The organism is Duganella alba, assembly GCF_009674495.1.
Lineage (GTDB): Bacteria > Pseudomonadota > Gammaproteobacteria > Burkholderiales > Burkholderiaceae_D > Rugamonas > Rugamonas alba.
In genome coordinates this window covers 1-13894 of the sequence record NZ_WKJN01000058.1, presented here as the reverse complement: position 1 = coordinate 13894, position 13894 = coordinate 1, and the positions used below count along the sequence as shown (strand labels likewise).

The window sequence follows — 13894 nt, the reverse complement described above, 5'->3', positions numbered from 1 at the left end:
CCGCGCTGGCCGCCAGCCGCGGCCGCGGCAGCGCCGCGCGCAGGCCCTGTCCCTGCACCGTCACCGGCGGCCGGGCCAGGGCGGCGTAGAACGGCACCATCGGCCGTGGCGGCACCTCGTCGTGGTGCATCAGGTTGATCATGCCGTAGCGGCTTTCGCCCTTGTAGCCGACGCGTTTCCTGATCCCGGCCAGCCACGGGATCAGCGCGTACTTGATGGTGTTGGGCAGCACGTAGGCGTCGGCGTAGCCGCGCTGGCGCAGCATGCGGGCGAACTTCCAGCGCTGCTTGAGCTGCAGCGCGCCGTGCCGGAACGGCGTTTCCAGCACCTCGTCCACCTCGGCCGCCTGGCGCCACACCGGCGACACCGCCGGCGGCGCCAGCACGTCGATCGGCCGTTCCGGATGGGCCGCGCGCAGCAGCTGCAGCAGCGGCTGCGCCATCACGGCGTCGCCGATCCAGTTGGGGGAGATGATCAGGGTCCGCAATTGGCTCACTGGGTTTCCTCTTTAGCGTTCAGGCACAGTCCCGCCAGCAGGAACAGCATCATCGCGTAGAACATGCAGCTGCGCACCGACCAGAAGATCACTTCCGTCAGGCCGAAGCTGAAGTAACTGAGCACCAGCAGCATGCCGGCCAGCGCCGGCGCATTGCGTCCGCCGCCGCCGCGTTCCACCTGGTGCAGGAAGAACACGAACGGCGCCGCCAGCGTGGCGCCCCAGACGATCAGACCGAGCACGCCGCCGAACACCAGCGCCTGCAGGATGTCGTTATGAAAATGCTCGAACTGCAGCACATAGGGGTGTACCTGGCCGGTATGGATCAGTTCCACCATCTCGGCCTTGACGGTGGAGGCGCTGGCGCCGAGCAGCGGATGGCGCTCGATCAGCTTCAGCGCGCTGCGCCACAGCTCGAAGCGGATGCCGATGCTGGTGTACGTCGGGCCGCCGTTGAAATACTGGTGCACATCGCTGAAGCCTTCGTCGATGCGCTCGCGGGCGCCGGTCTGCGGAATGAAGTAGGTACTCACCAACAACGCCAGCGCCAGCAGCGCCAGCACCTTGCGCCAGCGGCCGCGCAGCACGTGGCCGTAGCGCCCCAGCAACAGTGCCGAAAAGACAATCGCCACCCAGCCGCCGCGGGTGCCGGTGGCCACCGAGCCGGCCAGGCCGGCCAGCGCGCCGAGGCCGGGCCAGACGGCGCTGCGGCCGGCGAAGTCCAGCGTGCCGGCCAGGCACATCAGGCCCATGCACAGCATGATGTCGCCAAAGGTGATGGAATTGATCAGGCCGCCGGGACGGTCGAGGCCGATACCCCAGCGCTGGTAGGCGATGAAGGCGGCGCCGACGGCGGCGCCGCCGATCAGGCCCCACCACAGCGCCTTGCGGCGCGGGCGGCAGGCCAGCACGGTCAGCATCACGGTGGCGGCGGCCAGCATGCGCAGCGGTTTTTCCAGGTCGCGCAGGCGGCCGTCGCTGCTGACGGCGGCGCCCACCATGGCCAGCAGCAGCAGCGCGCCGAACGCTATCAATACGCCGCGAATCTCAGTAAGATGGCGCATCAGCACCGGCCAGCCCTGGCGGCGGTACACGATTGCCGCCAGCAGGAAGGCAAAACTGCACAGGCCGACCCCGAAACGGGTGATCAGCAACAGGAATGGAAACAGGAAGATCAGGCTGTGGATAAAGACAGTGCTGGCAGGGGACTGGGCTGAGGTATTATTCATTCATATTATCATTTATTGCAAATAAGCAATCCGTTACAGCAAGTTGCCAACCATGTCACCTGCCCTCATTTCCGTCGTCGTCACCACGTATAACCGGCCGGACGCGCTCACTGCCGTGATCGAGGCATGCTTCGCCCAGGACGATCCGGGCTTCGAAATCATTATCGCTGATGACGGCTCCGGCCACAACACGCAACAGGCGGTGGCGGCGCTGCAGGCGCGCGCGCCGGTGCCGTTGCGCCACGTGTGGCAGGAAGACCTGGGCTTCCGCGCCGCCCGCGCGCGCAATCTCGGCACCCTGGACGCCCAAGGCGATTACATCATCTTCCTCGACGGCGACTGCGTGCCGCAGCGGAATTTTATCAGCCAGCACCGCAAGCTGGCGCAAGCGGGCCACCTGGTGCAGGGCAGCCGCATCCTGCTCGACGAGGCGGCCACCGCGCGCGTGCTGGGCCAGCACCTGGACCTGCAGGCGCTGGACGCCGGGCAAAAACTGGCGTGGCGCCGCAGCGGCGCCCTCAACAAGGTGCTGCCGCTGCTGCTGACCTTGCCGGACGTGGGCCGCACCAGCCGCCGCTTCACCTGGCGCCGCATCAAGAGCTGCAACCTGGCCGTCTGGCGTAGCGACCTCGACTTGGTGAACGGCTTCGACGAAAGCTTCCTCGGCTGGGGCCACGAGGATTCCGACCTGGTGCTGCGCCTGTTCAACGCCGGCGTGATGCGCAAGGACGGCGCCTACGCCACCGAGGTGTTCCACCTGTGGCACAAGGAAAACGCCCGCGACCAGGAAACCAGCAACCGCGCCACCGTGCTGCAACGCCACGCCGACCACACGGTGCTGGCCGTCAAGGGGCTGCGGGCATGAAAGCCGCCGCGCCCGACAGCGTTCCGCTGCTGAGCATCCTGGTCCCCGCCTACAACGTCGACCGCTACATCACCGATTGCCTGGAACACATCGTGGCCCAGATGGACGGCCGCCATGAGCTGATCGTGGTGGACGACGGCTCCAGCGACCAGACCGTGGCGCGCGTGCGCGCCGTGGCCGCGGCCTGGCCGCGCCTGGCCGTCACGCTGATCGAGCAGGCCAACAGCGGCATCGCCGACGCCCGCAACCGCGCCCTGCTGGCGGCGCGCGGCGACTACATCCTGTTTGTGGACAGCGACGACCGCCTGCTGCCGCAGTCGCTGGAGGTGCTGGAACGGGCCATCGCGCGCCACCAGCCGGACGTGATCGCCACGGCGCTGCGCATGTGGCATCCGCATGCGCCGGACAAGGACCGCGACGTCTTCATGAGCTACGCGCCGGAGCAGCCGATCACCTGCCAGGACGCGATCCTGACGGCGTTCTTCAACGACCGCCACATGTACGTATGGTGCAAGGTGTTCAAGCGCGAGATTTATACCCAGGCCGCGATGCCGGTGTTCCCGTCGCAGCGGCTGTTCGAGGATGTGGCGGTGGTGCCGCTGCTGCTGCAGCGCTGCCGCAGCCTGGTGTATTTGCCGCACGTGCTGCTGGCCTACCGCCAGCATCCGGTCAGCATCACCCGCGCGGTCAGCGAAAAGTGGTGCGTGGATTTTGTGTCGGCGCTGGCGGCGGTCAAGCCGCACTTCGAGCGCGCCGGAGTCAGCGCGGCGGTGCAGGCGCGGTTCGACGTGGCGGTGTGCCACTTCTACCTGAGCACGATCAAGAATACCTACCAGCTGCCGACGGCGGCCGGCACGCTGGTGCGGAAGAAGGTGCACGGCATCTTCCTGTCCAGCCTGTTTTCGCCGCCGCAGCAGGTGCTGTCCGGGATGGCGCGCAACCTGCGCGACGCCCGCACCGCGCTGCAGGTGCAGCACATCCTCGACGGCAACCGCTGGTTCCACGTGCGCCACAGCCTGGTGCGCAAATTCAAACTGTGGCGGCGCCTGCGCCAGACGCGCGTGCTGCCGCGCCGCTAAAACCGGGGTCAGTGCCGACATTCGGACATTTCGCACGCGAAATGTCCGAATGTCGGCACTGACCCCGGTTTTTAGTCTTGCTGGTCGAGCATGCTGATGCGGACCAGGTCGGCCACGTTGTCCACGCCCAGCTTGCTCATCAGGCGCGCCTTGTGGACTTCCACCGTGCGCACGCTGATGCCCAGCGCCGGGCCGATGTCGCGGTTGTGCCGCCCCACCACCACCAGCTGCATCACCTCGCGCTCGCGCGGCGTCAGCTCGCTCAGCAGGCTGGCGCTGCGGCTGCGGCGCTGCAACACGTTCTGGTTGGCGCGCGCGCGCGACAGCGCCTCGTCGATCGCGCCGATCAGCTTGGCGTCGTCGAACGGCTTTTCCAGGAAGTCCACGGCGTCGGCCTTGAACGCCGCGCGCGCCGTGCTGACGTCGCCATGGCCGCTCATGATGATCACCGGCATGGCGCAGCCGCGCCGGATCAGTTCCAGTTGCAGGCTCAGCCCATCCATGCCCGACATGCGGATGTCGATCAGCAGGCAGCCGCTCCAGGCCGGCTGCCAGCCCTGCAGGAAGGCTTCGGCGCTGCCGAACACGGCGGTGCGATAGCCGCGCACCCCCAGCAGCAGGCCCAGCGCGTCGCGCACGGAAGGGTCGTCATCGACGATGAATACGGTTAAATCATGCTGCAACATAGTTCTCCTGCTCTTCGACTGCGGGGCGCGCCAGCGGCAGCGCCATCCTGAATATGCCGTGATCGCCCACCTCGGCCCAGAGCGAGCCGCCGTGCGCTTCCATAATCGCCCGGCTCAGCACCAGGCCCAATCCAAGGCCGGTGGCCTTGGACGATACAAACGGTTCAAACAAACGCGCCAGCAAGGCTTCCGACACGCCCTTGCCACTGTCCTCGACCGTCAGCTGCAGGCAGCTGCCCTTGCCCAGCCGCTTGCTGTCGAGCTGCTGGGCCGAGACGGTGATGCGGCGCCCGCCCTCGGGCCGCTCCTGCACCGCGTCCAGCGCGTTGGCCAGCAGGTTGCGCAGCACCAGTTCGATCTGCAGGCGGTCGGCCAGCATCGCCAGCGGCGGCATGTCCTCGACCTGCAACAGCACGCCGTGCTGGCGCAACTGGGTAAAAAACTGCTGGCTGACCGACGACACCAGGTGGCCGGCGTCGACCGGTTCCAGCTTCATGGCGCCGGTGCGGAAGAAATCGCGCAGCCGCCGCACCACTTCCGCCGCCCGCGCCGATTCGGCGATCATGCGCTGCACCGCGCTCTTCAGCATGTCGCCGCCCTCGCCGCGCTCGACCAGGAATTCGCAGGCCTTGCCGTAGGCGCTGAGCGCCGTCAACGGCTGGTTCAGCTCGTGCGCCAGCGCGGCCGCCATCTCGCCGGCCGCCGCCAGCCGCAGCGACTGTTTCAAGTCGTTCGACACCTGGCGCAGCTCGTCGACCACGATGCCCAGCGAAAAACCGACCAGCGCCAGCATGGCGTCGAGCATCTGCAGTTCCGGCACCTCGATGTTGACCGCGTTGTTCCACTTGACCAGGCCGCCGATGCCCAGTTGCAGCACAAACACCATCAACGCGGTGCCGTACAGGCCCTGGCGCGACGCCGCCCAGATCACCGGCAGGAACAGGAAGTAGAAATGCTTGAACTCCGAGGTCTCGATGGTGCCGAACACCAGGTACAGCACGCAAATCGCCAGCGCCAGGTAGCCCAGCGTTTCCAGCTTCCACACCGTGTCGCGCAGGCGCTGCCGGCCCTGCGCGCTGGACAGCATCCAGATCAGCGGCATCGACACCAGCACGCCCACCATGTCGCCGATGCCGAAGCGCAGCACCACCGCCACCCATTCGCCCGGCGGGATCAGCCCGGCCAAGGATAGCAGCGACATGTACACCACATCGTTGAGCAGCGTACCGAGCACCACGATCAGCACCCACTGGAACAGCCGGTGGCGGCTGTCGAACACGCCGCCGCCGCCAAAGGTGCGCTTCAGCGCCGCCCCCAGCAGGCCGTAACCGATAATCAGCCACAGCGACAACAGCAGGGTCAGCCACAGTCCGGCCGGCATGCCGCGCACCAGCCATTCCCCCAGCACCAGCGCGATAAACCACGGCAGCGCCGTGCGCCAGCCGATCAGCAGCCAGCACACCAGCCCCAGCGCCGGGTCCGGATTCCACGGGGTGATGTTCAAGCCGTACAGCGGATCGATGTACGTTGCCCAGTCAAACAGCAGGTACAAAGCGATGAACGCAGGAAATGCCAGGTAACGGGACAGTGGTGGGGCGGTCATACGGGCCGTTTTGTATCGCAATGTATCATTATGCATTGCCGCTAGTCATCTTGTTCTTGTTTTTTGCAACTAGGGGCAACCCTTATCACCGCTGCATCGCATCTATACAACAGCTCGGTTATTCAAGGTGCAGATATTAAGGGAAATGCGTAGATCTTTACCCGAATTTACATTGCGTTACAAGACAACTACCATCGCGACTTGCCATCAGGCTATTTTTGGAAAGTTCACGATGCAGTCCATCACCATCCGCTCCGGCGCCGCCGGCTTCACCGGCCTCAAGCAGTTGCGCGAAACGCTCAAACTGTCGCTGCGCGCCCGGCTGCACCGCCACGCCACCTTCGGCTGGATGGAACTGCTGAACTCCCACCCGATGTTCGCCGAACTGGTCAAGACCAAGCCGCGCCTGATCTACAAGATTTACCGCCCCTACCTGAGCAACACCATGGACGCCGCCCAGCGCCTCGACCTGCTGCGCAGCCACTACCGCCACATCTTCCGCCACGGCATGGGCCCGCTGACGGTGCAGGCGGCGCGCGCCGCGGTGGTGCTGGCCTCGGTGGACGGCAAGAGCGGCCTGCCCTACCAGCTGCAACTGCGCGCCATCGAGCCGATGGAGCGCGAAGGCGAGCTGGTGCTGCAACTGGTGCAGGATGGCGACCTGGTGTACAGCGCCGCGTTTTCCTTCTTCCAGAGCGAGCGCGGCATGGTGCTGGGCATCGGCTGCATGCAGGGTCCGAAGGGCGAGCGCGGCCTGCAACTGATCAAGGACGCCACGCGCGAGCTGCACGGCCTGCGTCCGAAGAATCTGATGGTGAAACTGCTGGGCCAGATCGCCTTCGACCACGATTGCGTCGCGCTGCGCCTGGTCGGCAACGCCAACCGCGCGGTGTGCGGCGCCACCCGCCAGGGCAAGGTGCATGCGGATTACGATGCGCTGTGGCAGGAACTGGGCGCGGTGCCGCTGGCCAATGGCGATTATGCGCTGGCCAGCGAAGCGATCTGCGCGCCGGACCTGGCGGCGATCGCCTCCAAGAAGCGCTCGGAAGCGCGCAAGCGGCACGAGACCCTGTGCGAGCTGGCACAGGCGATGGCGGTCAGCCTGCACGCGCCGCGCATCGAGGCGGTGCCGGTGCTGGCGGCGCCAAGCTTCATCCCTATGGCAGAGCAAGAGGAGCAGTACGCCCTGGCATGACAAAATCCGTTACCATGGGTTTTTCGTTCGAGGAGGAATACCATGCGTGTGGATATTTATTGCCGAGATGAAGCACAGGGCAAACATAGTTATCTGGCTGTGCCGGAAGGCAAACCCATCCCCGAGGAGGCGACCAGCACCGACTGGCACCCCGAAGCCCAGCGCGTGGAAGTCGATGACGACCATGATGCGCTTCCCAAATACCACATCGAGCAGACCCTGACCCAGATCGGGGCCAAGGGGTATGCGATTACTGGCGTGAGCCAGCAGCTGTAACTGCTCGCGGCACCGCTGCAACCCGCACACCGTTGGCGTCAGGGTCTGACCCCGTACGGGGTCAGACCCTTCTGTCCGGGGTACTAACCGCCTCCGCAGTCGGCTCCTTCCGTCCGGGGTTCTAATATTCGACGGCGACTTCCTTGGCGCCCAGCACCTGTTGCAGCGCCAGCTGCAACTCGTCCGACGGCGCAACCCGCCACCCTTCCCCCAGCTGCAGCACGCAACTCACGCCCTGCGGCGTAATCCGCGCCGATACCGGCAAGCCATCCGCCTGGCGATGCGGCGCCAGCACTTCCGCCACCTTCTTCGCATCCACCGTGGTCGGCAACGCCATCGCCAGCTGCTTGCCGTGCTTGACGCGCGAGCTGATGATGTCGAACACCTTCTCGGCCGATATCCGCAGGCCGCCGTTGAAGCGGTCCTCCGACACCTTGCCGATCACCGCCAGGAATTCATCTTCCTTGAACATGTGCTTGTGTTCCTCGAACACCTCGGCATACACGGTCACCTCGACCACCGCGCTCTTGTCGTCCAAGGTCACGATCAGCAGCTTGCCGCGCTGGGTCATCTGCGGCCGGATGCCGGTAATGACGCCGCACAGCATGCGCGGATCGCGCGATGGCTCCAGGTCGGCCAGCTTGGTGCGGGCGAAGCGGCGCGCTTCCGGCGCGAACGAATCGAACATGTGGCCGGACAGGTAGAAGCCCAGCGCCATCTTTTCCTCGGCCAGCTTCTGGCGGTCGGTGAACGGCGTGGCCTTGACGTAATCCGGCGGCGGTTCCAGGTCGCTGTCATCGCCGCCAAACAGGCTGACCTGGTTGGCCGACTTGGCCTGCTGGTCGGCGTATTCCATGGCGAAGCTGACCGAGGCCAGCAGCACGGCGCGGTCGACGCCGAAGCCGTCGAAGGCGCCGGCGCGGATCAGCGATTCGATCGTACGGCGGTTGATCTGCTTCTTGTCGACGCGCTTGCAGAAATCGAACAGGCTGGTGAACGGACCGTCGGCATTGCGCGCGGCGATGATCGCCTCGATCGCGTTCTGGCCGGCGCCCTTGCAGGCGCCCAGGCCGTAGCGGATCTGCGTGACCTTCTTGCCCGTGACCGATGGCGGCGGGCCATCCGGCATGAAGCGGAAATCGGACTTGTTGATGTCCGGCGGCAGGATGGTCAGGCCGCAGATGTCGATCGAATCCTCGACCAGGATCTTGACCTTTTCGGTGTCCTCCATCGCCAGCGACATATTGGCTGCCATGAACGCGGCCGGATGGTGCGCCTTCAGGTAGGCCGTGTGGTACGACAGCAGCGCATACGCGGCCGCGTGCGATTTGTTGAAGCCGTAGCCCGCGAACTTTTCCATCAAGTCGAAGATCTCGTCGGCCTTCTGCGTGCTCAGGCCATCCTTGGCGGCGCCGGCGCGGAAGATCTCGCGGTGCTCGGCCATCTCCTCGGCCTTTTTCTTGCCCATCGCGCGGCGCAGCATGTCGGCGCCGCCCAGCGAATAGCCGCCGACGATCTGCGCCATCTGCATCACCTGCTCCTGATACACCATGATGCCGTAGGTTTCGGACAGAATCGATTCGGTGCGCGGATCGGGATAGTCGAACTTCTCGCCGTGCTTGCGCTTGCAGAAGTCCGGGATCAGGTCCATCGGACCCGGACGGTACAGCGCCACCAGCGCGATAATGTCCTCGAAACGGTCGGGACGGGCGTCTTTCAGCATGCCCTGCATGCCGCGCGACTCCAGCTGGAACACCGCGACGGTTTTCGCCTTGGTCAGCAGGTCATACGAAGGACGGTCGTTCAGCGGCAGCTTGGCCAGGTCGAAGTCTTTTTCCTGCGGATCGAGCGCCTTGATGTAGCGTACCGCGCGGTCGAGGATGGTCAGGGTCGTCAGACCCAGGAAGTCGAACTTCACCAGGCCGACCGCTTCGACGTCGTCCTTGTCGTACTGCGACACCACGCCGCCGTCACCGCCCTGCGTGTACAGCGGGCAGAAGTCGGTCAGCTTGCCCGGCGCGATCAGCACGCCACCGGCGTGCATGCCGATGTTACGGGTGATGCCTTCGACCTGTTGCGCCAGGTCCAGCAGCTGCGCCACTTCTTCCTCGTTCTGCTGGCGCTCCTTGAGCATCGGCTCTTCCTCGATCGCCTCGGCGATCGATACCGGCTTGCCCGGCTTGAACGGAATCAGCTTGGAGACGCCGTCGCAGAAGTTGTAGCCGAAGTCCATCACGCGGCCGACGTCGCGGATCGCGCCCTTGGCCGCCATCGTACCGAAGGTGGCGATCTGCGACACCGCGTCGCGGCCGTACAGGTCTTTCACGTGCTGGATCACCAGCTCGCGCTTTTCCTGGCAGAAGTCAATGTCGAAGTCGGGCATCGACACCCGTTCCGGATTCAGGAAACGCTCGAACAGCAGGTTGTACTTCAGCGGGTCCAGATCGGTAATCTTCAACGCATAGGCCACCAGCGAGCCCGCGCCCGAACCGCGGCCGGGGCCGATCGGCACGTCGTTGTTCTTGCCCCACTGGATGAACTCGGCCACGATCAGGAAGTAGCCGGGGAACTTCATGTTGATGATGGTGTTGTTCTCGAACTCCAGGCGCTCCTCGTAGCGCTGGCGGTTGGCCTCGCGCTTGACCGGGTCCGGATACAGCTGCTCCAGGCGCTCTTCGAGCCCTTTCTTGGTTTCGGCGCGCAGGAAATCATCGATGGTCATGCCCGGCGTCGGGAAATTCGGCAGCTGCGGCTTGCCCAGGGTCAGCGTCAGATTGCAGCGCTTGGCGATTTCCACCGAGTTCTGCAGCGCGGCCGGCAGGTCGTGGAACAGCTCGGCCATCTCGGCCTGCGTCAGGAAGCGCATCTGCTCGTTGAAGCGCTTGACGCGCTTGGCGTTGGCCAGCATCTCGCCCTCGGCGATACAGACGCGCGCCTCGTGGGCGATGTACTCGTCCTTGCTGATGAACTGCACCGGATGGGTCGCCACCACCGGCAAGCCCAGCTTGGACGCCAGCGCCACCGAATGGCGCACCTGCATTTCCTGGTTGGCCTGGCCGCCGCGCTGGATCTCGATGTAGAAATGGCCGGGGAACAGCGCCGCCCATTTCTGCGCGTTCTGCTCGGCCAGCGCCGGATTGCCGTTTTCGATGGCCATGCCGATGTCGCCGAAATGCGCGCCGGACAGCGCGATCAGGCCGTTGGCCGGGCTGTCGTTCGGCAGCAGCGCGTAGGATTTGGAGGTCAGCTCGGCCAGCCACTCGGTGCGGATCTCGGCGCGGCCCTTGTACTGGTTGGTCAGCCAGGCTTGCGACAGCAGTTCGCACAGCTGCAGATAGCCCATGCGGTTTTTCGCGAACAGCATCAGGCGCGACGGCTTGTCGCGGTTGTCGTCATTGGTGATCCAGACATCGACGCCGACCACCGGCTTGATGCCCTTGCCGCGCGCGGATTTGTAGAACTTGACCATGCCAAACATATTGGCCAGGTCGGTGACGGCCAGCGCCGCCTGCTGGTCCTTGGCGGCCTGCTTGACCAGGTCGTCGATACGCACCAGTCCGTCGACAATCGAATACTCCGAGTGCACCCGCAAATGGACAAAAGACGGTCCCACCGGCGCCACGGCACTGCCGGCTACTGCTTGTTCATTTGCTACCATATTCATATGCGACTCAAGGCTGGTTCAATAACCCCCTATTTTACCGCGCAGCGGCCCAGACCGATAAATCTGATTCAGCCAGACCGTTTGATATCCCGATAAAAATTCTCGTGCGGGCCAACTGCCTCTAAATAGATGAGCTGAATGCCCTCATCCAGGGTATAACCGAGCAGATAAAGCTGTCCGCCACTCCGGAATTTATGGACATGAAGTGCCGCCAGATCACCTTTTTTGCGCTCCCCCACTTGCGGATCTGCCTGCACCGCCGCCACGGCGATGTCGACATCGGCAGCGGTCTTGTCATGCAGTTTTTTATACTGCCTGGCAAATCGCCTGGTCTGCCGGACGGCCCACATTATTTGCTCCGGCTACTGCGCGGCACAAACGGTTGCGCATCTTCGCGCGGCTCCGACAGCGAAGCCAAGGACTCAGCAATAAAGCCGACGGGTAAATCCGGATTATCCAGCGCGGCCCGCCCCACCCTTGCCCAGAACTCGATTTGCCCAGCGATGGAACGATGCTCTATCGCCGCATCCTGCCTGGCCTGCTCATACAGCTGCTGATTGATACGAATGGATGTACTACCCGCCATCGCAACCTCCGTTACCACATTTGTGGTAATAATCTTAGCACCAGAACGCGTATAATGTCGCCTTTCCCTTTTTGATCTCACCATCATGCAAGCTAATACTGCTTTACAAGCTGAAGCGCATGCTGGCGCTGCTCCGCACGTCAACATCGCTGCCTACAAATTCGTCACCTTCGATGACACCGAGGCGATGCGCCCGCAGTACCAGGACATCTGCACCCGCCTGGGCCTGAAAGGCACCATTCTGCTGACGCCGGAGGGCATCAATATGTTCCTGTCCGGGCCGCGCGATCACATCAACGAATTCCTCACCTGGGTCCGCGGCGACGCGCGCTTCGCCGACCTCGAGGTCAAGGAAAGCCTGTCGGCCGAACAGTCGCACAAGCGCATGCTGGTCAAGATCAAAAAAGAAATCATCACCATGCGCATGCCGCTGATCAAGCCCGAGGAAGGCCGCGCGCCGTTCGTCGAGGCGCACACGCTGAAACGCTGGCTCGACAACGGCGTCGACGACCACGGCAAGCCGGTGGTCATGGTCGACACCCGCAACGATTTCGAGGTGGACGTCGGCACCTTCGACAACACGGTCGACTACCGCATCAAGAAGTTCACCGAGTTCCCGGAAGTGATCGCCGCGCACAAGGACGATTTTGAAGGGAAGACCGTGGTCACCTTCTGCACCGGCGGCATCCGCTGCGAAAAAGCCGCGATCCACATGCAGAACATCGGCTACGACAACGTCTACCAGCTCGAAGGCGGCATCCTCAAGTACTTCGAGGAAGTCGGCGGCGCCCACTACACCGGCGACTGCTTCGTGTTCGACTACCGCACCGCGCTCAATCCCAAGCTGGAACCGACCGAAACCGTGCAATGCTTCGTCTGCCGCGCCGTGGTCACGCCGCGCCAGCAGCTGGCGCCCGAATACGTCTACGAAAAATCCTGCCCGGCCTGCTTCGGGAAGCACTGACGCCGGGCCGCGCCGGTGACTATTGCGCTTTATTAAGCTTTATAATTATGCAAAGTCAACCGGACGCGTCCTTCACCACATGTCGATAGAAAAAATCAAACTGGCGGCGGCCTGGCTGCTGCTCGCCGGCGCCGCCACGCTGTTGCGCTTCAAGACCGAACTGCAGAGCGACTCGCTGTTCCTCGATTCCCTGTTCACCGACCTGTTCGCGCACGGCGGCCGCTGGGCCGAGTGGAAGTTCATCCAGGCGCCCGCCTTCCTGCCCGACATGCTGCTGTACCTGCTGGCGTATCCGCTGCTGCCGGACGCCGCCAGCCGCATTTTCTTTGTCTCGTTCGCCCAGGTCCTGCTGCTGGCCGGCGCCATACTGTGGTGCGCACGGCAGATCTATCCGCAACTGAGCCGCGCGGCGCAGACCACGCTGCTGCTGCTGCTGGCCTTCGTCACCCTGGCGGCGGCCCGGTCCAATATGTGGCTGTATTTTTACAGCACCAACAACCACCTTGGCGCGACGCTGCTCGGGCTGGTGGGCGTGGGACTGCTGCTGCGCCAGCTGAACCGGCCAAGCCGCGCCGGCGCCGCCCTGCTGATCGCGCTGATCGCCGCCGCCCAGGTCTCGACCAAGCTGTTCGTCCTGAGCTTTGTCGCGCCGCTGCTGGTGCTGCTGGCGCTGGCGCTGGTGGCGCTGCCGCGCCGCCAGGACTGGGCGCGGCGCCACCGCGCCAGCGCCTGGCGCCTGCTCGGCCTGGTGTTTGCCGCCGAACTCCTGGCCGCCGCGCTGGGCGCGCTGCTGATCCGGAATAACCCGGCCGAGGGTCATCGCTCGGTATCGCCGGATACGGTCGCCAATGCGATCAAGCTGTTCCTCCAGGCCACCGGCGCCGCCTTCTCGCCGGACAACCACTGGACCCAGGCGCTGGCCATCCTGCTGCTGCTGTTGCTGCTCTACCTCGGCGCGGCCCTGCTGCGCCAGCTGGAACTGGCGCCGGACCGCGACAGCCTGGCGCTGCGCTGGCCGCGGCTGGGCGGCACGCTGGGCTGGCGCTACGGCGCCGCCGCCGCCATGCTGGCGGTCGGACTGCCGCTCAACGTGTTCGGCTCGCTGCTGTCGGCCGGCTTCGTCGACCTGAGCGCCTACCGCTACTTCACCTTCCCGCTGACGCTGGCCGTGATGATGGCGGTGATCCTGCTTGACCACCGCTACCGCCAGCGCGCGGCGCCGTGGCACGGCGCCGCGCTGGCGGTAGCGGT

The 13894-nt window shown here is 64.7% G+C and carries 13 protein-coding genes; 6 read left to right on the top strand and 7 right to left on the bottom strand.

Annotation, left to right across the window (positions count from 1 at the left end; genetic code table 11):
* On the bottom strand, positions 1–442 hold a 442-nt coding region (gene waaF / locus GJ695_RS28500), incomplete at its 3' end, for a lipopolysaccharide heptosyltransferase II (protein ID WP_154370473.1).
* 50 nt (positions 443–492) lie between these two features.
* Positions 493–1725, bottom strand: coding sequence for an O-antigen ligase family protein (locus GJ695_RS28495; RefSeq protein ID WP_154370471.1), 1233 nt, complete (start codon positions 1723–1725; stop codon positions 493–495).
* A 52-nt stretch (positions 1726–1777) separates the two neighbouring features.
* Between GJ695_RS28495 and GJ695_RS28490 the strand changes: the two genes are divergently transcribed.
* Together GJ695_RS28490 and GJ695_RS28485 are read left to right on the top strand one after the other, a co-directional pair.
* Entirely contained in the window at positions 1778–2590 is an 813-nt protein-coding gene (locus tag GJ695_RS28490) for a glycosyltransferase family 2 protein (protein WP_154370470.1), read from the top strand.
* Entirely contained in the window at positions 2587–3669 is a 1083-nt protein-coding gene (locus GJ695_RS28485; protein WP_154370469.1) for a glycosyltransferase family 2 protein, read from the top strand. Before GJ695_RS28490 ends, GJ695_RS28485 begins: the two co-directional genes overlap by 4 nt.
* 71 nt (positions 3670–3740) lie before the next feature.
* Here GJ695_RS28485 and GJ695_RS28480 read toward each other — a convergent pair whose 3' ends face one another.
* Together GJ695_RS28480 and GJ695_RS28475 are read right to left on the bottom strand one after the other, a co-directional pair.
* A complete protein-coding gene (locus GJ695_RS28480) occupies positions 3741–4355 on the bottom strand; it encodes a response regulator transcription factor (RefSeq protein WP_229260657.1) in 615 nt (204 codons plus the stop codon).
* Complete coding sequence (locus tag GJ695_RS28475; protein ID WP_154370468.1) at positions 4342–5958, bottom strand: sensor histidine kinase; 1617 nt, start codon at positions 5956–5958, stop codon at positions 4342–4344. The genes GJ695_RS28480 and GJ695_RS28475 overlap by 14 nt, the downstream gene beginning before the upstream one ends.
* Before the next feature lie 232 nt (positions 5959–6190).
* Between GJ695_RS28475 and GJ695_RS28470 the strand changes: the two genes are divergently transcribed.
* Together GJ695_RS28470 and GJ695_RS28465 are read left to right on the top strand one after the other, a co-directional pair.
* Positions 6191–7153: a VirK/YbjX family protein gene (locus tag GJ695_RS28470; RefSeq protein ID WP_154370467.1), complete on the top strand. Its 963-nt coding sequence runs from the start codon at positions 6191–6193 to the stop codon at positions 7151–7153.
* Between the two features lie 42 nt (positions 7154–7195).
* Positions 7196–7429 carry a DUF6139 family protein gene (locus tag GJ695_RS28465; RefSeq protein ID WP_154361376.1) on the top strand — a complete coding sequence of 78 codons (234 nt, stop codon included), beginning with the start codon at positions 7196–7198 and terminating at the stop codon, positions 7427–7429.
* A gap of 121 nt (positions 7430–7550) precedes the next feature.
* Here the strand turns inward: GJ695_RS28465 and dnaE are convergent, their stop codons facing one another.
* The 3 genes from dnaE to GJ695_RS28450 form a co-directional block, all read right to left on the bottom strand.
* Positions 7551–11093 (bottom strand): DNA polymerase III subunit alpha, encoded by a 3543-nt coding sequence (gene dnaE, locus GJ695_RS28460; protein ID WP_154370466.1) that lies wholly within the window; start codon positions 11091–11093, stop codon positions 7551–7553.
* Between the two features lie 68 nt (positions 11094–11161).
* Positions 11162–11443 (bottom strand): type II toxin-antitoxin system RelE/ParE family toxin, encoded by a 282-nt coding sequence (locus GJ695_RS28455; RefSeq protein WP_154370465.1) that lies wholly within the window; start codon positions 11441–11443, stop codon positions 11162–11164.
* On the bottom strand, positions 11443–11679 hold the full coding sequence (locus tag GJ695_RS28450) for a ParD-like family protein (protein ID WP_154370464.1): 237 nt from the start codon (positions 11677–11679) through the stop codon (positions 11443–11445). The genes GJ695_RS28455 and GJ695_RS28450 overlap by 1 nt, the downstream gene beginning before the upstream one ends.
* A gap of 85 nt (positions 11680–11764) precedes the next feature.
* On the opposite strand from GJ695_RS28450, the gene GJ695_RS28445 reads away from it, so the two are divergent.
* Both GJ695_RS28445 and GJ695_RS28440 read left to right on the top strand, forming a co-directional pair.
* Positions 11765–12643 (top strand): sulfurtransferase, encoded by an 879-nt coding sequence (locus tag GJ695_RS28445; protein ID WP_154370463.1) that lies wholly within the window; start codon positions 11765–11767, stop codon positions 12641–12643.
* Between the two features lie 79 nt (positions 12644–12722).
* Positions 12723–13894: hypothetical protein (locus GJ695_RS28440; protein ID WP_154370462.1), on the top strand; the 1172-nt coding region annotated here is incomplete at its 3' end.